This window comes from Leptotrichia sp. oral taxon 847, from assembly GCF_001553645.1.
Taxonomy (GTDB): Bacteria; Fusobacteriota; Fusobacteriia; order Fusobacteriales; family Leptotrichiaceae; genus Leptotrichia.
On the sequence record NZ_CP014231.1, the window covers coordinates 212675 to 234883 of the forward strand.

Sequence of the window (22209 nt, forward strand, 5' to 3'; positions counted from 1 at the left end):
CTCCTCCTATTTTTTTTTGCCACTATTATGATACCATATTTTCAGCATTTGTCAAGTTTGATAATCTGTTTTTTAAGAATCTTTTAATCATTCTTCTCTTCTAGTTACAACTTTTATAACCTCATTTACCACAAATGGAACTAGTGATAATCCTACTACCATTCCCCAATGACTTGGGTCTATTGCAGTTACTTTAAACATTTTTGCAATTTGTGGAATCGAAGTCAATCCAATTTGTAAAACTATTCCTATGACAATTGAACCAATTAAAAATTTATTTCCAAAAAATCCTACTTCAAAAATAGTTTTTTTATTGTTTCTCATTGACAGAGAATAAAACAATTGTGAAAATGTAAGAACGATAAATGCCATTGTTCTCCCATAAGTTAAAATTTCTCTCACCGATTTATCACTTTCTTTTACAGCTGAAATTGGGACAGTTCCATTATGAATAATTCCCAAATAAAACGCCAAAAGTGTCAGTACTCCAATTAATACCCCTCCAATAATTGCCCTTGTACCAGCACCTTCAGAAAAGAAACTCTCTTTTGGTTTTCTAGGTTTTCTTTCCATAACTTCCTTATCTCCTGGATCCATTCCAAGCGAAATTGCCGGTAACGTGTCAGTTATTAAGTTTACCCATAAAAGTTGAGTCGCAACTAGCGGTATTGCCCAACCAAATAATGTCGCAATAAATACGCACAAAACTTCTCCTAAATTACAAGAAAGTAAAAATATAATTGTCTTTTTGATATTGTTAAAAATATTTCTTCCTTCTTCAATCGCATGGATTATCGTAGTAAAATTATCATCAGTCAAAATCATATCACTGGCACCTTTGGAAACATCTGTTCCAGTAATTCCCATTGCCACTCCTATATCGGCAAATTTTAGCGACGGCGCATCATTCACTCCATCTCCAGTCATCGACACAATATTTCCTTGCTCCTTAAACGCCTTTACTATTTTAACCTTGTGCTCTGGTGAAACTCTTGCAAACACTCTATATTTATTCACTTCTTTGGCAAATTTATCATCTGGAATCTCATCAATCTCAGCTCCAGTTAAACTTTGGCTAATATCTGTCGCAATTCCAAGCTCTTTTGCAATCGCAACTGCTGTATTTTTGTGATCCCCAGTTATCATAATCGGTGTAATTCCAGCTTTTTTTGCTTCCTCAATGGAAGCTTTCACTTCAGTTCGAGGCGGATCTATCATTCCAACGATTCCAACTACAACCAAATCTTTTTCCATCTCTTCAGGTGAAATCTCGCTTTCCACATCTTTAAATGCCACTCCAAGCACCCTTAACGCATCATCTGACATCGTTTCGGCAACTTTCAATATTTTATTTTTTGCTTCTTCTGTAAGTGGCAAAATTTCTCCATTTACAAGAATTTTATTTGCTCTTAAAAGAATATTATCTATTGCGCCTTTTGTATGAACTCTATATTTTTTTCCTTCTTCATTAAGTGTTGACATAAGTTTTCTATCCGAGTCAAATGGATTTTCACCAACTCTTTTATATTTAGCATTCAATGTATTTTTTTCCAAATTAAATTTATTTCCCAAGACAATCAACGCCACTTCTGTCGGATCTCCGATATCCTGTCCATTTTCAACTGACGCATCTGAACAAAGCACAAACGAGCGGATTAACTCAGATTCATCAACATTTGGTTTTTGTCCATTTTCACTAGTTATGTCTCGTAAATTATCTAAGGTATAGGTTTTTACAACCGTCATCTTATTTTGAGTAAGTGTTCCAGTTTTATCAGAACATACAATATTTACTGCTCCCAGTGTTTCAACAGCAGGTAATTTTCTTACAATTGCATTTTTTCTTGACATAGTTTTTACACCAAGTGAAAGTACAATTGCAACAATTGCAACAAGTCCTTCAGGAATTGCCGCCACAGCCAAACTTATTGCAGTCATAAGCATTTCAACTGCTTCTCTTCCTTGAATCAATCCTATGACAAAAATAATTCCACAAATTGCCATCGCTCCGTAACCTAATATTTTTCCCAGTTCTTCCAGCTTTATCTGAAGAGGGGTCAATGTATTGTTATCTTCGTCCAGTATTTGCGCAATTTTTCCAATTTCTGTATTCATTCCGGTTGCAACTACAACTCCTTCTCCTCTTCCATAAGTTGCCATAGTTGACATAAATGCCATATTTTCCTTATCTCCAATAGGGATTTTTGTATCATTGGTAATAAAGTTGGCATCTTTTTCACTTGGGACAGATTCTCCAGTAAGCGCTGATTCTTCGATTTGTAAATTGGCACTTTCGATAAGTCTGACATCCGCTGGAATAAATCTTCCTGCATCAATTACTAAAATATCTCCCGGCACTAACTCTTCCGAACTTACTTCAATCACTTCACCATCTCTTCTAACCAAGCTTTTAGGTGTAGTCATTTGCTGTAACGCTTCCAATGCCTTTTCCGCCTTAGATTCCTGTACAACTCCAACTACCGCATTTATAAGCACTACCGCTAAAATTATCAAAGCATCAGCTATCCCGTCTTTCCCGTGCGCAATAATATTAACAACAGCTGCTCCAATTAACACATAAATAAGTGTATCCTGAAGCTGCGCCAAAAATAACTGTAACAAACTTTTTTTCGGCTTTCCTTTTAATTTATTCGGTCCGTATTTTTCCATCCTCCTTTTAACTTCTTCCGTCGAAAGACCCGTTTTTTCAGAAACATTCAACTCTTTCAAAACATCTTTTGATGACTTGGTAAACCACATATTTCACTATACCTCTTCTTTCTTAAAATCTCTATAACTAAAATTATTATACACTAAAACCAATTTTATTTCTATAATTTGTCATAAAAAAATTGCCCTTTTAATATAAAAAGGACAATTGTATATTACAAAATTATTGTTGATTGTCTTGTTTTATTACTGGTCCAGCATTTTGAAATTGAATTTCTATTCTTCTGTTTTCGAATCTTCCTTCTTCAGTTTCATTTGTATCAATTGGTTGTCTTTCACCCATTGATTCTACTCCAACAATTCTTGCTGGATCCAAACCAAATTCAATTAATTTTTCTCTAACAGCAATAGCTCTTCTCATACCAAGTTTCATATTGTAAGCATCTGAACCTTTAGAATCTGTATGTCCAATAATTACTAAGTTCAAGTTCTTTGCTTCCGCATATTCTTTTATATTTCTTAACAATTCAAAATATCTTTCTTTAACTATAGATTTATCAAAGTCAAAGTTCAACTTACCAGAATTAAGTGTTATTACTTGAGGACCTTCTTCTACAATACCTTGTTTTTTAGCATCTTCTAATTCCAAAGCATTGATTCTTATTGTATTTTCTCTCATTTGAGTTGTAGTTAATCTTCTAGCCATTACTGGCGCTGAAATCATTAAAATTGCAAAGGCCGCAATTATTGTTGATCTGATGTTTGTTCTTGTTTTGGTTGTTGGTCTGCCCATGATTCAGCCTCCTTTTCAAGAGATCTATATTCTTTGCTTCCTGGATTTGGTTTGTTAGCTTTTAAATAGTCTTCAATAGTGTCCAATCTATCTGTATTATAATCTACCAATTTTGCGTTTGTACATGACAAAGCTCCTAATCCTAATGCTAATAATATTAATTTTTTCATACTCTTATCCTTTCCCTTTCTGTAATTCTACATATTTTTATTTTTTAGTCTGTTATTTTACCTTCGATTGAATCCAATCTTTCTTCCATTTTATCTAACAATTCATTAGTTTTATGAAATTTTTCGATGTTATTATTAATTTCATCTACTCTTTTACTAATTCTTGTTATTTCATAATCCATTTTTTCACTTTCAGACATATTTTTTCTATTTACTCTTACTCTTCTTGGTTTTTTTACTTTTACATTTGCAGCAGAAGTACTATCTTTTGTAACAGTTGGCTCAGAAGTTACACCTTGAGCTTTTCTTTGCTTAGCAATTTTTACTAATCTTTGAACTGCAGCATCAGTATTTGTTTCTTTTGATATTGCAACAAATGGAAATTGACTAAGCATTAATACTGCTATTATTCCTATTTTTTTACTCATCTTTTTCCCTTTCTAAAAATAAATTAAAAAAATCTATTTTATTTAATTATTTATTAATTTTTACTTTTCTACCAGAATTTTTATTTGTAACTTTTTTAGAAGATTTCTTTTTACCAAAAACTTCATTAAATCCTTTTAACTCATTTTCTTCTCTTTGAACACTTCTTACCACTCTTTGATAAAAATCCACTCTATCTTTAGCTTTCGCTGTATTGTACTCCAATTTTTCCAATCTAGTTTTTGGTTTGTACACTTCTTCAACAGTTCCATCAGCATTTTCTATTACTGTTAAAGTTTTGTCAACCTTTTTAGGTTTTAAACTATTATAGTAATCTTTCCTTGCATCATTTATTATGGCTTGTGCACTTTTACCAAACATTGGCACAGATGATGCCAATACTATAGCGGATAATAATAATTTACTATTTAATTTCATTTTCACTACCATTCCTTCCATTTTTTAATTCATAACTGATAGAAGAGTTTCTAACTCAGTAATTTTTTGTTCTTTTGCATTTATCATTTTTTCAATATTTTTGCTGTATTTTTCATATTCGTTTAAAACAGCTTTATATTTATCTCTAAGCCATCTAACTTCAGAATCTTTTTTTAACTTTTCTATAGTCTTTTCTCTTGCATCCCTTTTTTGTGTCAGATCTTCTACTTCGGCTTTCAATTGTGCGACTTGTCTTTCATAAGATTCTTTTTGTGCAGCTTCTTTCTTTAATAATTCGTTATACTGGTTTTCGATAGAATTTAAACTATTTTCTATGCTATTTTTGTTCACTGCAGAGTAAGCTGTCGTCGAAACTATCATTATTCCCATTAATAAGAATCCCATCTTTTTCATTCCATTTCCTCCTATTTTAATTTGAAATAAATACTCTCACTCACCTTGAAAGTACAAATTTTCTCAAACTATTCACAACTATCACCACTCATTATCATTATACCAGATATTTTTAAAAAATACAATATTTTTATAATATATTTTTAAGATTTATAATTTCCTTTTTTTACAGGCTTTTTAAGCATTTTTTGTGTTTTTTAATTAAAAACTAATAATTTATTTTGTTAATTTAATAGATTTAAAACCTCTTTAGCTGTTTTTGCAGTTTCTATTTTTTCTAAAATTTCTTCTTCAAAACTAAGCTTTGAAATTTCTGCAAGCAAATCTAAATGTTCACCTTTTGCATCTTCAGGAGCTGCTATCATAAAAATTAATTTTGACGGTTCTCCATCCATACTGTCAAAATCCACTCCATTTTTAGAAACTCCAAGTGCCAAAGACATTTTTTTTATTAAAGCTGTTCTTGTATGTGGAATTGCAAGACCATCCTGCATTCCTGTCGAAGATAATTTTTCTCTTTCATAGATTGAAGTTATAAATTCATCGACATCATCACTGCTCAAAATTCCATCTTTTACAAAAACTTGTGCCATTTCTCTTATAACTTCCTCTTTATTTTTTCCTTTTAGATCCAATTTCACTCTATTTTCTGATAAATATTCCACTATTTTCATTTTTATTTTAAGACTGTATTACAAGCCTTTTCTCCTCTCTTCTAAATTTATTTTATTAAAAATTTTCCCACCTTTTTAAAATATCTTCTATAATTTCTTTTTCAGACATTTCAGAAAGATTGTAAACTATGTAGTCCTTTTCTTTTCTGAACCAGGTCAGTTGCCGCTTTGCATAATTTCTGCTATTTTTTTTTATTAATTCTATGGCGCAATCAAAAGTTATCTTGTTTTCAAAATACAAAAATAATTCCTTGTAACCTATCGAAGATATTTTATAAAGATTTTTTCTATATTTATTATATACTTTTTTTGCTTCATCGACAAGTCCATTTTCAAACATAATTTCCACTCGTCTATTTATTCTTTGATACAATTCATCACGATTTCTAATTAAAAAAAACTTTAAAAATTTATAATTATTATTTTTTATATTTTTTAACCTTAGATCACTAAATTTTCCATTAGTTAAGTAACAGACCTCTATTGCTCTAACAAGTCTTAATCTATTAGACAAATCAATTTCATCGTAAGATTTTTGGTCCAAAATTTTTAAAATTTCCTGTAATTCTTTCAAAGATTTACTGGAAAGTTTTTCTCTAATTTTTTCATCTTTTGACGGCAGATCTGCAAATCCATCGGTTATTGATTTTATATAAAGTCCTGTTCCACCGACGAGCATAATATTTTTATTTTTAGATTCCAAATTATTTTCTTGTTGGATTAAAATTTTATTGACTTCTTTTTCAAAATCCCCGACAGAATAATCGCTGCAAGGATTTACAACATCAATCATATAATGTTTTACTCCCTGCATTTCCTCTGGAGATATTTTAGCTGTCCCAATATTTAACTCTTTGTAAATTTGAGACGCATCTGCAGAAATAATTTCACCATTTATTTTTTTTGCCAGTTTTATTGACAGATCTGTCTTTCCAACTCCGGTAGGCCCCGCTATTACAATTCCTTTTAAGATTTTTTCCACCTCAATTTTTTGTTCCTTTCCTTTTATTTTTTTCCTCTCATTTTTTTCTACCCCACTTTTCATTTTTTAGATTACATATTCAAATTCATATCCAGCGATAAGTATTGTATCTCCTTCTTTTACACCAGCTTTTTCAAGTTCGGCTTCCATGCCCAGACTTCGCATTTTCTGTAAAAAGTTAATAATTCCTTCTTCTCCGATAAACACATACTTCTTAAGCACATCGTCCACAATTCGTCCATCCACTTCAAAGGCGTTTTCACCAGTTTGTCTTATTTCCCATTCCTCTTTTTTATTAATTTCACTTAATAAATCTTCAACTGATTCCACTTCTTCCAACGGTTCTCTAGGAATAGTTTGAATCAATTCCCAAGCTTTTGATAGAACTGGTTTTAAACCATCATTTGCAATAACTGAAATTGGATACACAAATTCAGCTCCATTTTCTTTTACAAATTTTTCAAACTCGTCGTATTTTTTATCTTCATAGAGCATATCAATCTTGTTTGCCACAACAATTTGTTTCTTTTGCGACAATTTTTTGCTATAATTTTTTAACTCCTCATTTATTTTCAAAAAATCTTCTTTCGGATCTCTTCCATCAATTCCAGAAATATCAACAATATGAATAATCGCTTTACATCTCTCAATATGCCTTAAAAACCTATCTCCAAGTCCCACTCCTTCATGAGCACCTTCGATTAATCCCGGAACATCGGCAATTACAAAACTTTCTTCATCTCCCATTCTGACAACTCCCAATTTTGGTTTTAGAGTTGTAAAATGATAACTTGCAACTTTTGATTTCGCTTTTGACACCTTGTTTATGAAACTTGATTTTCCAACACTCGGATAGCCAACTAAAGCAATATCAGCCAGCATTTTTAATTCCATTTTTATTTTTAACTCCACGCCTTCTCTTCCACTTTGAGCAATTTTTGGCGCTTTTGTTACAGAAGATTTGAAGTGGATATTTCCACGACCTCCATCTCCTCCCTTCAAAAATACGACTTTTTCATTTGGCTCGCTTAAATCAAGTAAAAGTCTATTTGTTTCAAAATCCCTAATCATTGTTCCAACTGGTACTTTTATGATTAAATCTTCTCCAGATTTTCCCGTTGCACGAGATGGCATTCCCTTTTGCCCATCCTGAGCCTTAAATTTTTTACTGCTCTTAAAGTCTACCAACGTATTGATATTTGGATCTGCAAGAAAGACGATATCTCCTCCTTTTCCGCCGTCTCCGCCATCAGGTCCACCAAACTGGACAAACTTTTCACGCCTAAAAGTAGCGGCTCCATCTCCTCCTTTTCCAGAAATTACCGTAATTACACTTTCATCAATAAACATCTATTTTATCTTCCTTTTCTATTTCTATCTTTTTTATTTGCTCCACTTTTTTTATCTTCTTTTTCTTTTTTTTATCTTCTTTTCATTTTAATTTTTCTAACATTTTCCTTTTTATTTCTTCTGTAAACCCAAGGCTCAATGTAACCTTTTCTTGAAAATAATCCCAATTTTTTTTGTTTTGCATTTTTTTGATACTCTTCAAATTGCGTATCATTTTTGGCGTATTCCTGATACCACCATGCGTTTCCAGTTTTTACCATTTCTTCATTGATATTTTTACCGTCCACATATATAATTGCAACTGTTCTGCCATATCTATCCTTATTTTTCACTTCTATGCTCAAAGTTTTCCCAGCCACTAATTTTTCTAAGGCTTGTCTACTTTCAGGACCGTAATCCTGTGATTTTTCAGGCGCATCCATTCCATACATTCTGATTCTTAACTCTTCTCCGACAAATTGTCCATTCTCAACTTTTTGAATATTGATTGTGTCTCCATCGCTGACTTTTAGCACTTGATAACCATCAGAAATTTTTGGACTTACTTCTTTTTTTTCTTTAGATTTTTTAATTTTAGTATTTTTAGTTTTTTGGGTATTACTTTTGGCACTTTTTCCATTTTTGTTAAACATCCCAAAGAGCATAAATACTGCAAATACAACAACTGCCACAATTAATATTATTTGAGATTTTCCATCATCAATTTTTTTAGCCATTTTTCTCCTATTTTTCTATTTTTCCAATGCCTGTTTAAAGTCTGCAATTAAATCGTCAATATTTTCAAATCCGACTGCAATTCTAATCAATGAATGTGTAAATCCTCTTGCTTCTTTTTCTTCTTCAGGCATTTCAGCGTGAGTGATTGTACTTGGGTGAGTTACCAATGTTTCAGCTCCACCAAGACTAGCCGCAAATATTGCCACATTCAAACTTTCAAAAAATGTTTTTACTTTTGAGTCACCTTTTAGAGTGAATGAAAATACTGCTCCACCACCAGTTGCTTGACTTTCGTGAATTTTTTTCCCTTTGTTTGTATCCAAAGTTGGATAGTAAATTTTGTCAACCGCATCATGTTTTTGAAAAAACTCTATCAATTTTTCTGTATTTTTTTGTGCAGCTTCCACTCTCAATTTAAGCGTTTTAAGACTTCTCATAAGTAGCCAGCTGTCAAATGGAGAAATTAGCGCTCCTGCCGCAGTCTGAGCAAACTGAATTTTTTCTGCCAATTGTTCATCGTTTGTAACTGCAACTCCCGCAAGTAGATCGTGATGTCCAGATAAAAATTTAGTCGCACTGTGAATTACAATGTCAACTCCAAGTTCAAGCGGTCTTTGTAAATATGGTGTCATAAATGTATTATCCGCAATTGTTATTAAATTATGCTCTTTTGCAAGTTTTACAACTCCTCTTATATCAGTTACATCCAATAAAGGATTTGATGGTGTTTCAATAAGAATTGCTCTCGTATTAGGTTTTATAGCTTTTCTTATATTTTCCAAATCAGTTGTATCAACAAATGTGGATTCCACTCCAAATTTTGAGTAAACATCGTGCAATATTCTATAAGTTCCGCCATAAATATCTTGCCCCAAAATGATGTGATCTCCCGCTTCAAACATTGTAAACACCGAAGCTGTGGTTGCCATTCCAGATGAAAAGGCGTATCCATATTTACCGCCTTCCAAATTTGCAAGTAAACTTTCGAGTTGATTTCTAGTTGGAGCGGACACTCTTGAATATTCAAATTCCTGTGTTACTCCAAATTGTGCAACGGGAAAGGTCGAAGCAAAATTTACAGTTGTTCCCCACAATTCTTTCTTTTTTTCTTTTTTAATTCCATGTATTGTCTTAGTCTCAAATTTCACACTTATCAGCTCACTTTCTTTAAATCTTTTTATTTTCATATTTTTTTTCTAATATCGTTTATCACAGGTTTTTTTTGCAAAATCTTTTCAAACGCAATTCTTTTCGCTCCAATATCTGGCTCTCTGTCCAAAAATATTACTCCACAATACTTAAATTGCTGTTTTTCCAAAATTTTCTTCATCGGCTCGTTATTTTCATGCGTGTCCGCTCTCAAGCTGAAAATATTATTCTTTAGGCAGACATCTTGTGAAAATTCCAAAAGTTTTGTGGCAATTCCCTGATTTTTTACATTTTTATCAACCGCAATTCGATGAATTACCACATAATCGCCAAAAGTCAGCCATTTTCCATCAATTTTACTATATGGTGCCTCTTTTTCAGGTGAGAGTGCAATTGTCGCCACAACTTTATTTTCTCTGTCAATTTGAGTTTCCAGCACATAACTTATCCCTTTTTTTATATCACTTTCAATTGAGTCTCTATTTGGATAGCCATTTTGCCATTGATTTAGCCCCATTTTTTTTAGCTCTTCCTTTGCCATCTCAATAATTTCCAAAATTCTGGTAACATCTTTTGGCTCTGATTTTCTAAAATTCATTTAGCTTTTCTCCTTCCTAAAAAAAGTTATATTTGCCAGTCAATCTCTTTTTTCCCCAATTTTCTCAAAATCTCATTAACTTTCTTGAAATGTCCGCAGCCAAAAAAACCACGACTTGCAGATAATGGACTTGGATGCACACTTTCCAAAATATAATGTTTTTCCAAATTTATAAGCTTTTTCTTACTTTTTGCATTATTACCCCACAAAATAAATATAATTGGATCTTCTCTTTCGTTTAAATAACTTATCACATTGTCAGTAAAAATTTCCCACCCGATTTTTGAGTGAGAATTAGCCTTTCCCGCAACAACTGTAAGAGCTGTATTTAAAAGCAGCACTCCTTGCTTTGCCCACTTTTCTAAATACCCGCTATTACTCATTTGATAACCATATTCATCACTAATTTCCTTATAAATATTTTTTAGCGACGGGGGAAGCATAACTCCCTGTTTTACGGAAAAAGCCAGTCCATGTGCCTGATTTGGCCCATGATAAGGATCCTGACCCAGCAAAACTACCTTACAGTTTTTATAACTTGTAAGTTTAAAAGCCGTAAAAATTTCGTTAGCCTTTGGATAAATCGTCTTTGTCTTATATTCTGACACCAAAAATTTTCTCATTTTCCTGTAATAATCTTTTTTAAACTCATCTTTCAAACTAAAAATCTCATCCCAGTCATTTCCAATATTTACCATTTTTTTCCTCTTTTCAGTTTCTTACATCTTAATTTTAATTTTTTGTCTTTTTAAACTTTACTACATCTAAAATTTTAAAATTTTTTATTTCCTGTATTACTTTTAATTTTAATCCTTCAATCTTTAAAATTTATAACAATTTTTTCTTTTTCCATTTTTAAATTTTCAATTTCTACATTTGCATTTTCTAGTATTTTTTTCGAGGCTTTAGTTGACTCTAAATCTTTGTGTTTATCTGAAAAATAGACAACTTTTTTTATTCCGGACTGCACAATCGCTTTTGCACACTCGTTGCATGGAAAATGCGTAACATAAATTGTACTGCCACTTAAAGACTTTATGCTATTTAAAATTGCATTCAATTCTGCGTGAACGACATACGGATATTTTGTTTCCAAAAAATCTCCTGTTTTTTCCCAAGGCATTTCATCATCAGAACTTCCCACAGGAAATCCATTGTACCCCATTCCAATTATTTTTTTATCCTTGTCGATTATACAAGCTCCCACCTGCGTTGATGGATCTTTACTTCGCATTCCCGATAAAAAAGCAACACCCATAAAATATTCATCCCATGAAAGGTAATCTGTTCTCTTTGGCATTTTTTACACCTCTTTTTATTAAATTTGCTAATCCACTTTCATTTTTCTTCTCATATCGTTAAATTGAACTTCTACAACGTCGCTCTTGCTAAGCTCAATTCCCCTTTTCACAACTTTTCCATTTTTTCTCGTAATCGTATATCCCAAATTCAAAATATCTTGAACGGAATATTTAGAAATTTTCAGTTTTTTATACTGTAAATTCTTTTTTGCATCATTCAAAATACTTTTTATTGCAAAATTTATATTTTTTTCCTTTTCACTCAAATTTTTTCTACGATTTAAAATTTCTTTTTTTAAATCAATTTTTCCAATTTGCTGCTTTCGATATTCTAATTTTTCAGCCGCTTTTTCTAAAACTCTTTTAAGCTCTTTTACCAAAATTTTCTCTTTTTCAATGAGTTCCATCTTTTTGTCATCCAAAATATTCAAGAAATTTTTTATATAATAGTTATTTTTCTTTTGCTCCAATTCTTTTCTCATCAAAGCTACACGATTTTGTAAAATTTTCGTAAGTCCATCTTTTTTATTATTCAACTCATCAATGAGATTTTTCTTTTCAGGAATTAAAATTTCCGCAGCTTGAGTTGGTGTAGCTGCTCTTCTATCAGCCACTAAGTCCGATAATAAATTATCAATTTCATGTCCAACTGATGAAATAATCGGAATTTCGGACTTATAAATCGCTTCTATCACGATTTCTTCATTAAAAGCCCACAAATCTTCAATACTTCCACCTCCACGTCCAACAATGACCGTATCTACACAAATTTTATTCTTGCCTTCAAAATCTTTCGCTCTATTAAAAAACTCAATTCCATTCACAACTTCTTGCGCTGCACCATCACCTTGTACTTTTGCGGGATAAAGAAAAATATTGACATTTGGAAACCTTTTGTGAGTCGTATTTATTATATCTCGAATTGCAGCTCCAGTCGCAGCTGTTACAACTCCCACATTCATCGGCAACTTCGGCAATAATTTTTTTTTACTGCTGTCAAAATAACCTTTTTCATTGTATTTTCGCTTTAACATCTCCATTTTTTCATACAGGGAACCAATCGAATTTGTTCTTTCAAGAAAATCGGCGACAATTTGATAACTCCCGTTTCTCTCGTAAAGAGTAACGCTCCCCCTTATTTTCACTTGCTCCCCCTCTTTCAAATCCACAGGAACCCCACGATATTTGTATCTAAAAATCGCACATTTCACACTGGCCCCAGCATCTTTTAACGTAAAATACAAATGTCCTGAGCTATAATAAGTTATATTTGAAAGCTCACCCTGAATAAAAATATTTTTAAACGTATTTGTCCCTTCCAAATATTGCTTTACTTCAAAATTAATTTCACTTACCGAAAACACTGTCGCTTCCATTGTCTCACCTTCTTTATCTTTCAGCATTTAAATTTTTAATTTCATAGTAAAATTATACTTTACTTTGTTTGTAAAATCAAGATTTTTTTTCTATTCTTCTTAATCTGATGTACCATTACCATATATCTTTAAATATTATACTTCATTCATTTTAAAGCAGAATACCATCACCAAATCTTTAGATACTTTACTTCAGTCATACAGAAAAGATAATAAAAATTTTTTTTATTTTAATTTATTTTTGATTACAAGATGTTACTTTACATAATATAGTTTTTTTTCTTTTTAACAAGGGGAAAACATCGCCTTTTCCCCTTGACCCCGCGCTAGTCTTCGTCATTTTTATGCACTGCCAAAAAACTCGCACTAATCGTGCTCAGACAGTTTTGTCAGCACATAAAAATGCTCCGACGGTTCAAACTTTACTACCATACAAAAGTGTCGTGATTTTTTTGGAGTAAAGACGACTGTCTGAACGAAGTGAGTTTCGGCTTTACTTCAAAAAAATTCTTAGACGAGCGTGGGGATTATAAGGGGAAATGGCGGCCCTTTCCCCTTATGTAAAAAAACAAAAAAACTATATAAGCAAAATTCCATTTTGTAATCAAGAATAAATTTAAAAGTCAAGACCACCCTTCAAAAGGGTGGCTTGCTCTACGGCTATAAGCCGTCGGGTCTCCTACTTCGCCTAAAGACGATACTTGACCTTCGTTCAAGCTACTGTTGTATTTGACTCGTTGCTACCTCTTAAAGAGGTATCCGTACTACTTGCTACCCTTAAAAGGGTCTTCATATTCCTTTACACTTAATTTGTCCATCGCTATATCATGTTTCTCCTGTTCGGCTATATATTTTTTTATTGTTGCTTCATTTAAGCCTACTGTGCTTACATAATATCCTTCTGACCAGAAATGTCTGTTTCCAAATTTATATTTTAAGTTTGCATGCTTATCAAACATCATCAATGCACTTTTCCCTTTCAGATATCCCATAAAACTTGATACACTTATTTTTGGTGGTATGCTTACCAGCATATGCACGTGATCTTTCATCAGATGTCCTTCTATTATTTCAACTCCTTTATATTCACATAATCTTCTTAAAATTTCTCCCACACTTTTTCTGTATTGACTATATACAATTTTTCGTCTATACTTAGGTGTAAATACTATATGATACTTACACATCCATTTAGTATGAGACAGGCTATTAGTTTTATTAGCCATATAAACACCTTCCTTTCATTAATAGTAGCTTGAACAACTCTATTATAACGGAAGGTGTATTTTGTTGCAAACTTACGTTTCCGCACCCGCATAGCAGGTGGTTTTATGTTTCGCACGCTTTGCGTACTCAACTGACTAAAGTCAATAATTAAAAAAAATAGTGAAACTTTAAAAGTCCCACTATTTTTTATTTAAATTTTGTAAAGTTTAGCTAAGATTAGTAAATCAATCTAAATCCTAGTCCTCCTCTTACATTTTCTCCCTTAGTGTCGTATCCTAGGTTGGCTGTTACTCCAAATCTTGTGTTGTCTACTCCTAAGTTTAAGTCAAATTTTCCGCTTCCTCGTCTGTCTTCCTTTTCACTTCTTATTCCAAACCAGTCCGCATCTGTATATCTTACTCTTGCTTGATTCTTAACGTTGTTTACTTTTCCTAGTTCATCTGTGTACGCCGCTGTCAAGCCTAATGTTAAGTTTGTTCTGACTGCCATTGGTTGTACATATTTAAACTCTACTCCTACTTCTGGTTTTACTGAGAAATAGTCATTTCCGTCAACTTCCAATCTAACTTCTCCTCTATCTTCCTTGATATTGCTAAATCTTCCGTATTCCATTTTTAATGCTCCGTATGGTCTTAAATGTGTTCTTTCACTCAATCGCACGTCATAACCTAAATCTGTCTTGAATGCCGCACCATATGATGTATAATCCGCTTTCGCGTTAAAGATGTCGTCTACTACCAAGAATCTACGTTTCATTTCATTTCTTCCTGCAAACACATCTCCTGCTATTGTCCATCTTAGTGATCCATTGTGATCGTTTGCTGGAGACATTGTCTTAAATAGTCCTGCTCTTACCATTGTCTGGTTTTCTCTTGATTTTCCTATGTCTTTGAATTTAAATCTGTTGTTTACTGCTCCTGCATACCATCCTTGTGAGTTTCCTAATTTTACTGTTTCATCTTCATGTACATAGGCTACACCATAAGCATTGCTTGTATAATCTATTATTCCTGCCGTATCTGAATTGTATTCATTTCTCATTCCAAATACTTTTATCTTATTGTTCTGTTTTGATGGATTTCTCCATTGATCGTGAAGATATGTAAATTCTTTGTCAAGCAAACTTCCTGTTTCGTTGATTCTTTGCTGTACATTTCCATACTGGTGTCCCATCATTTCATCTGTTGCCTGATAGAATAAGATTTCTTCGTTGTTTCCTATTCCATTTAATTTTTGGAATAACTGTCTTTCTCTTGTTCCTAATTCTTCAACTCCGTATCTTTGTTCCAATCCATCCAAGAAGTTATATGTATCTGTGCTGTCTACTGGTGTATCTTCTTTTCCTGCCCACGCTGTATATGGTATCTTAGCCATATAGATGCTTGTCATTGTTCCATCGGCTGGATTCAATGTCGGTGTTGCTATCCAGTTCAATCCTCCAGAGTAGATATTCCAATTTGAAACTCCACTTGTTCTTATCGCATTGTTATACGGATCTAATATTTTCGGATCTTTAATCAGGATTGACTTGCTGTTTGTCATTTCTGTTGCTTCTGTTCCAATAATTAAGTCTGCTTCCTGTGTTAAATTTCCTAATCCATTTATTGAATTTGTATAGTCTTTTCCTGATGTATTTACATACAATCCTACACTTGACGCTGATACTTCAATCGGATTTTTTGCAAATGTATTTATCACTACCGGATTCTGTTTTACTCCATTTATTGTTACTGTCGCTGTCTGTGCTCCCGCTGGTGCGTCAATTACTGTTCCTCCTACTCCTTTTCCTGTTGGAGGTGTTGTAAATGTATATACAGTGTCACTTGGATTGCTGCTTCCATTTACTGTTATGTTACCGTAGTTGGCTACTGTTCCTCCCTTTAAGTACACACCTACTGCATTTGATCCGTCTATTGTGATACTTCCTGTATTGTTAAGTGTTGCTCCTTTTCCTAAATATACACCTACTACATTTGTGTAGCTTCCTGATCCTGTTGAAATACTACCTGTATTTATTGCAGTTGCTCCGTTATCTGCATAGATACCTGTCGTATTGTTTCCGTTTAGCACGATGTTACTGTTGTTTGTTGCTGTACTTCCTGCTCCACTTGCATACATACCTATACTGTAGTCACCGTTCACATTGATTGTTCCGTTGTTTATTACGTGTCCTGTATCGCTGTTCTGGTATCCCGCTGCCATACCTATTCCAAATGCGTTTGTCGCTGCGTTTGAAGCTCCTACTGTGATTGTTCCGGTGTTTGTCGCTGTTCCTCCACCTATTGAATAGATTCCAACGTTTCCTACACCGTTTCCAAAGTCCATGTTACCTGAGTTTGTTACTGTTCCTGCTGAGTAGATACCGTAGTTTCCTCCTCCTGCTGCACTTAAGTTTGTTGAGTTGTTTACTGTTCCTGCTGCATCATTTGAGTAAACATAGATGTTGTTTGTTCCTAATCCTACATTTGATACTGTCGAATTAATTGTGTTTCCACTTCCAGCATTCGCTATTGCAACCGATGTATCTCCCAAGTTAAATGTTGTACCACTGTTTGTTACTGTTTGACCGCTTCCTACTGTGTACACACCTACTGATTCAGACGCTCCTGTCTGGATTGTTCCTCCTGTTAGGTTTACATTTCCACCTTGTGAATATACACCTACACCTTTATCTCCTACTTTTACTGTTCCCCCTGTTACATCAGCGGCATATCCGAACATACCTATACCGTTATTACCTACTGTAATGTTTCCAGAGTTTGATGTTGTGTAGTTTGTAGCTGTATTTTCTCCGTATAGACCTACACTGCTGTCTCCTAAAGTAATGTTTCCTGTATTTCCAAGTACTGCTCCTGCTCCAAGTGAAGCATCAGGTTTAAACAACACACCTACTGAAGATGTTCCAGCACTTGTTATAGTTCCTGCGTTTGTTACGCCTTGAGTTGTTGACCCTTCAGAGTACATACCTGTTGACTTGTTACCCATTGTGATTGTTCCTGTATTTGTAAGGATGCTGTCTCCCACTCCGTAAATTCCTGTTGATGTATCTCCTACTGTAATTGTTCCTGTTGCATTGTTATTAATAATTCCATATTTAGCATACATTCCTGTTGAGTTTGCACCTGACAAATTGATAATACCGTTATTGTTTATTGTAACTGCAGCTCTGTTTGTTAATAGATTTTCCTGTGCAATTGCAGTCTGTCCTGTTTGTGTACCAGTTATAGTGTTATTGTTATTGTTATCAATTGATGAATTAGATAATTCAAGCTGATTATATGCATCATTTGTATCATCTAGATTAATAGATTGATTTAGTGTTAACAAGCTATTGTACAACATAAACGTTTTATAATCACTTCCAGTAATATTAGCTCCTAAAGCACTAGCTAATGTTGAACCTGTTGTATCAGACAAATTCATACCTACATCTGATGCTATAAACAATCTTGAACCTGAATTCATATTAAGTGTTAAATTTGATAATCCACTAAATTTAGTTGTCGCCCACGTTGATATATCCCCAGATGTGAACGAACTATGTCCACTTCCTTGATACAGAAAAGCTGTTCCTCTTGTGGCAGGAGTATTTGAACCACCTGATATAGTTGCTGTCATCGATTTAGTTATGTTTATCTTTCCTCCATTATTATAAAATAATAAAGATTTTGCACCAGTACTTGCAGTTCCTGTACCATTCAAGTCAATCACACCATTTGAATCCACAGCATAGTTTACAGCTCCATCTGCTGTAGTTGTATTATGTGTTAATACTTCTACCTTACTATTGGTGTCCTTGGCATATATTCCAACTGAATTTTTACCACTTACATTAGCTGTTATTGCTCCACTTCCAAGAGTAGTGAATTCACTTCCACCTGTAGCTATAATTCCAGCCGTTCCTCTTCCTGAAGATGAAGTTTTACCTGTTACTGTTATTGTTCCTGAGTTGGCTGCATGACCTCCTGATGAAACAACTGCTCCTGTAGCACCATCAGAAGTTACTGTTATTGTTCCCATATTCCCAGCTTGTCCTGCTGCACTTTTTGCCATCATTCCAATATTTTCTCCAGCTGTTACTGTTATTTTAGCATTACTATCATTTGTAACAGTACCATTTGAAGAATACATACCTATATTTTCTGTACCAGTACTGGATATATTAATTTCATTTTTATTTGTTAAAGAAGCATTTGCACCTTCCACTCTCAATCCAATAGATTTATTTTTTGAACCTATTATATTAATAATTCCTTCATTATCATAATTTTTACTGCTTACTTCTGAATACATTCCAAAGGAATTTTCACCTGAAACATTAATTTCTCCTTTTGAAGCATTTTTAATTCCTCCTTGCATATCGTGTAAAATGGCGATTCCACCTGATTCATCCCCTTCTATGTTAATAGTTCCATTATTTGTAGCCGATGAATTTGGTTGAAGTCCAACGTTATCTGTTCCTATTGCAATACCATAACTTTTATTTCCTTTCATTGTTATTAAATTATTATTAATAACAACTGCTGTCCAGTTATTTGTTACTTTTAATCCATAACCTAATGACTGGTCACCATTCATTATAATGGTTCCATTATTTTGAAGTGTATAAGTTCCATCCGAATCACCTTCATCTGTGTAAATCATTGCTATCTGTTTGGCTCCAGTTCCAATTATCTTTCCTGATGCTCCATTTATTCCTATAGTATCATTAGTTCCTGAATCAGCTGGATCTGTCTGAACTTCTATTCCACCTGTCTGTTCTGCAATCAAATTAATAGTTCCATTGTTGGTAAACTTTAAAGCTGTTGTAGAACTATATATAGGATCTAGTGTAACAGCTCTTTTTTTCGTTACATCTACATTCATAACTGAATCAGAAGCAGAATTAAAATCATTAACATTAGAGGTATCTTGAATATATTCTATTATAGCATTTTGCTTAGCAGTAGATGCATCACTAACTTTATATGAATTTCCACCCACATTAATATTCGTTCCTAATAATGTGTTACCGAGAGAATTAGAATAAGAATCTAAATCAAAAACTTCTATACTTATCGCCGCAGGTTGTGGATTAGGTGGTGTTATTTCTGGTGGAACAAAATTAATAGCTTCTGGTAAATTAGGCTGTGTAGCCGTAGGCGCTGTTACTGTTGGTGCTGTAAATACTCTTGGGTTTATTCCTGCATTTACTTCAAAAGCCACAATTGGTTCACGCGCTGGTAGTGTACTTGCTATACCGTATCCTGATAACCCTTGTCTGTTGTTTGATGATGCTGAACGCGGATTTCTGTCCTTTGATAGCAATGAATAATTTTTGCTGTTAGGTGCAATGTATCTTTCATATGGATCTGCACTTCTGTCAAATACTCCTTCATATGGATATTTTTCTTTCTTGTCTCCTCTACCTTTGTAAACTCCATTCCAGTTGTTGTTAATATAATTTATTCCGTACTGCCAAGAGCTCCAAGGTGATTTAACTACGTGATCCCCCTGTTCCATTAATTGAATTAATTCAAGATTTGTTGTTCTTAACAATTTGTTGTTTTCTTCTCTTGCTCTTCTAAAATCTTTTTTTATCTGTACTATTGATGTATTTATTGCTTGTTCCTGTGCCTTTATTTCATCCTGTGCTGAATAAAGATTAAATGATATACCTGTAAAGCTTATCATTCCTGTCAACAGAAAAGTGATAAGTGCTGAATCAGTATATTTAAAATCTTTAACTCTTTTTGCAAAAGACTTCAGTTCTTTTTTTAGAACTTTTAAATTATTAGTCATAAACTTTAACCTCTTTTCTTTATTATTAAAAAAACTAAGAAAGACGGAAAAACTATCAAGAATAGTTTGAGTGAGTGAGTCTAATAGAAGTCCCGCATTTCAAAAGTTTTTATTTCTACTTTTCAAAGCGTTAACATTATAACAAAAAAAAAAAAATGGCAAGTTTTTTTTAAAGAAATCACAAAAAATTTAAAAGGGAAATAGAATTTTTTTATTTATTAGCAAAGAAAAAACAAACGCAAGACCAATATTAAAGAGGGGAAAATAAAAGAGTTTTTTATTTATTTCAGTTGAAAAAATTTTTTTTATTTACTCAATATTTTTAAGCAGGGGTATCATTGCCATACCCCTGCACCCTGGCTAGTCTTCGTCATTTTTATGCACTGCCAAAAAACTCGCTTTCGCTCAGACAGTTTTGTCAGCACATAAAAATGCTCCGACGGTTTAAATTTTACTACCATACAAAAGTGTCGTGATTTTTTTGGAGTAAAGACGACTGTTTGAGCACGTTTAGTGCGAGTTTCGGCTTTGCTTCAAAAAAATGCTTAGACGAGCGTGGGGATTATAAGGGGAAATGGCGGTCCTTTCCCCTTATGTAAAAAAGTAAAAGACTATACTAAACAAGATAACATTTTGTAATCAGAATAAATTGAAATTTTAAAAAAAAGACACATTTTAAGTGCCTCTTAAAATTTAAATTTCTTAATCTACAAACAATAAATCGCTTATCACGTCTATTTTGGGTATGTCAAATTCTTTTCCTAAAAGAGAGTATACCGCTGCTATTGCTTGTAAAATTAATAAAATTCCAATTATTACAAGAAATATTATTGTTCCAACTTTTACTACAATATTTAACGGTAGTGTTATGATTGCTATAACATTTACTGAAAGCGTCTGCTTTGCGTATTTTCTGACAAATTCATTATTTGGCTCTAAAATTAATACAATTAGAGAAAAGATTAATCCCACTCCTGCAAAGGTGCTCAAATTCACTAAAAATGCCACTGCGTTTGCTCTTAATCCCCCTACTGATCTTTGTTCCTTAATATCTAATCCCATTTTATTACCTCCTAATTTTACTCAATTTTTTTATGATTTTAACATAAATTATGCAAAAAATCAATTTTTAAATTATTCTTTTGCCAATGGATGTGTATTCATATAAATATCTCTGAGCAATTTTTTATTTATTTGAGTGTACATCTGTGTTGTTGAAAGGGAGCTATGTCCCAATAACGCCTGTAAATATGTTAAATCTATGCCTTTATTTAATAGCTCTGCTGCAAATGAATGACGAAATACATGCGGTGTTATTTCTTTTTCAATCCCTGCGTTTTTTGCATGCTGTGAAATTATTCTTCTGAGCGATCTAGTTGTCAGTTTTCTTCCTTTACTATTTACGATTATTGCATTTGGTGTGTAATTTTTATATTCTTTCTGCTTTTCTAAAATATATTTTACCAACCATTTTTTTGCCGTTTCACTAAAAAAAGTTATTCTTTCCTTGCCACCTCTTCCAATGACACGAATTTCCCGCTCTTCAATGTCAATCATGTACTCACTTAAATTTATGAGCTCTATCGATCGAATACCGCTGGAATAGAGAAGTTCTATGATAAGTCTGTCCCTTACCCCAAGAATTCTATTCGTATTGATCACATCTCTTAATCTTTGCAACTCACTGCGACTTATCACATCTGGCAGCTCTTTTTCAAACTTTGGCATATTTATATAAATTACTTTATTTGTTTTTATAACTTTTATTTCCTGCAAATATTTAAAAAATGTGCGCAGTGCTGATATTTTACGGTTAATACTTCTTTTAGAAACCGGTTTTACTTCCTTTTTTCTACCTAAAGCATCTTTGTTGTTGGCTTTATTTTTTTTTCTTTCAGGAGAATTCAAATATGCGATAAATGATCTAAAGGTCATCATTTCAATTTGCTCAAAGTCGTAAATATTTTCGTATTCAAAAATGTATTCCATAAACTGAAGCAAATCTCTTTTATAACTTCTTATCGTATTGTGGCTTTTTCCAAGCAGTACTTCTTCATAATACAAAAATTTATCGACATAGGAAAGAAGAGCTTCATTTTTCTGCTGTTTTAAAATGTCATTTTTTTTCTCATTTTCCATTTTT

19 protein-coding genes are annotated in these 22209 nt (G+C 33.0%); all 19 read right to left on the reverse strand.

Features of this window, described 5'->3' with window-relative positions; genetic code table 11:
- Positions 1–87: 87 nt before the first annotated feature.
- Positions 88–2760 carry a cation-translocating P-type ATPase gene (locus AXF11_RS00975; RefSeq protein WP_068154094.1) on the reverse strand — a complete coding sequence of 891 codons (2673 nt, stop codon included), beginning with the start codon at positions 2758–2760 and terminating at the stop codon, positions 88–90.
- A 133-nt stretch (positions 2761–2893) separates the two neighbouring features.
- Positions 2894–3463, reverse strand: coding sequence for an OmpA family protein (locus tag AXF11_RS00980; RefSeq protein ID WP_068154095.1), 570 nt, complete (start codon positions 3461–3463; stop codon positions 2894–2896).
- Positions 3415–3633 (reverse strand): hypothetical protein, encoded by a 219-nt coding sequence (locus AXF11_RS00985; RefSeq protein WP_068154096.1) that lies wholly within the window; start codon positions 3631–3633, stop codon positions 3415–3417. Before AXF11_RS00985 ends, AXF11_RS00980 begins: the two co-directional genes overlap by 49 nt.
- A 44-nt stretch (positions 3634–3677) precedes the next feature.
- Positions 3678–4061: an FAD-I family protein gene (locus AXF11_RS00990; RefSeq protein ID WP_068154097.1), complete on the reverse strand. Its 384-nt coding sequence runs from the start codon at positions 4059–4061 to the stop codon at positions 3678–3680.
- 46 nt (positions 4062–4107) lie between these two features.
- Positions 4108–4497: a hypothetical protein gene (locus AXF11_RS00995; RefSeq protein WP_068158102.1), complete on the reverse strand. Its 390-nt coding sequence runs from the start codon at positions 4495–4497 to the stop codon at positions 4108–4110.
- Between the two features lie 24 nt (positions 4498–4521).
- On the reverse strand, positions 4522–4911 hold the full coding sequence (locus tag AXF11_RS01000; RefSeq protein ID WP_068154098.1) for an adhesion protein FadA: 390 nt from the start codon (positions 4909–4911) through the stop codon (positions 4522–4524).
- A 224-nt stretch (positions 4912–5135) separates the two neighbouring features.
- Entirely contained in the window at positions 5136–5585 is a 450-nt protein-coding gene (locus AXF11_RS01005; protein WP_068154099.1) for a PTS sugar transporter subunit IIA, read from the reverse strand.
- Positions 5586–5640: 55 nt separating this feature from the next.
- Positions 5641–6558: a tRNA (adenosine(37)-N6)-dimethylallyltransferase MiaA gene (gene miaA / locus AXF11_RS01010; RefSeq protein WP_068158104.1), complete on the reverse strand. Its 918-nt coding sequence runs from the start codon at positions 6556–6558 to the stop codon at positions 5641–5643.
- A 75-nt stretch (positions 6559–6633) separates the two neighbouring features.
- A complete protein-coding gene (obgE, locus tag AXF11_RS01015; protein ID WP_068154100.1) occupies positions 6634–7917 on the reverse strand; it encodes a GTPase ObgE in 1284 nt (427 codons plus the stop codon).
- A 71-nt stretch (positions 7918–7988) separates the two neighbouring features.
- Positions 7989–8633 (reverse strand): thermonuclease family protein, encoded by a 645-nt coding sequence (locus AXF11_RS01020; protein WP_068154101.1) that lies wholly within the window; start codon positions 8631–8633, stop codon positions 7989–7991.
- A gap of 15 nt (positions 8634–8648) precedes the next feature.
- The gene (locus AXF11_RS01025) at positions 8649–9821 is read right to left on the reverse strand and encodes a trans-sulfuration enzyme family protein (protein ID WP_231724721.1); all 1173 of its coding nucleotides are present in this window, start codon (positions 9819–9821) and stop codon (positions 8649–8651) included.
- Positions 9818–10381: a GNAT family N-acetyltransferase gene (locus AXF11_RS01030; RefSeq protein ID WP_068154102.1), complete on the reverse strand. Its 564-nt coding sequence runs from the start codon at positions 10379–10381 to the stop codon at positions 9818–9820. Before AXF11_RS01030 ends, AXF11_RS01025 begins: the two co-directional genes overlap by 4 nt.
- Positions 10382–10407: 26 nt before the next feature.
- Complete coding sequence (locus AXF11_RS01035) at positions 10408–11079, reverse strand: uracil-DNA glycosylase (RefSeq protein ID WP_068154103.1); 672 nt, start codon at positions 11077–11079, stop codon at positions 10408–10410.
- Between the two features lie 116 nt (positions 11080–11195).
- Entirely contained in the window at positions 11196–11681 is a 486-nt protein-coding gene (locus AXF11_RS01040) for a deoxycytidylate deaminase (RefSeq protein WP_068154104.1), read from the reverse strand.
- Between the two features lie 27 nt (positions 11682–11708).
- Positions 11709–13058, reverse strand: a complete 1350-nt coding sequence (xseA, locus tag AXF11_RS01045; RefSeq protein WP_068154105.1) for an exodeoxyribonuclease VII large subunit — start codon at positions 13056–13058, stop codon at positions 11709–11711.
- A 764-nt stretch (positions 13059–13822) separates the two neighbouring features.
- A complete protein-coding gene (tnpA, locus tag AXF11_RS01050; RefSeq protein ID WP_068154106.1) occupies positions 13823–14284 on the reverse strand; it encodes an IS200/IS605 family transposase in 462 nt (153 codons plus the stop codon).
- 217 nt (positions 14285–14501) lie between these two features.
- Positions 14502–20066 carry an autotransporter-associated N-terminal domain-containing protein gene (locus tag AXF11_RS01055; protein ID WP_068154107.1) on the reverse strand — a complete coding sequence of 1855 codons (5565 nt, stop codon included), beginning with the start codon at positions 20064–20066 and terminating at the stop codon, positions 14502–14504.
- A 702-nt stretch (positions 20067–20768) separates the two neighbouring features.
- Positions 20769–21128 (reverse strand): hypothetical protein, encoded by a 360-nt coding sequence (locus tag AXF11_RS01060; RefSeq protein ID WP_068154108.1) that lies wholly within the window; start codon positions 21126–21128, stop codon positions 20769–20771.
- Positions 21129–21200: 72 nt separating this feature from the next.
- Positions 21201–22205 carry a tyrosine-type recombinase/integrase gene (locus AXF11_RS01065; protein WP_068154109.1) on the reverse strand — a complete coding sequence of 335 codons (1005 nt, stop codon included), beginning with the start codon at positions 22203–22205 and terminating at the stop codon, positions 21201–21203.
- Between the last annotated feature and the right edge of the window lie 4 nt (positions 22206–22209).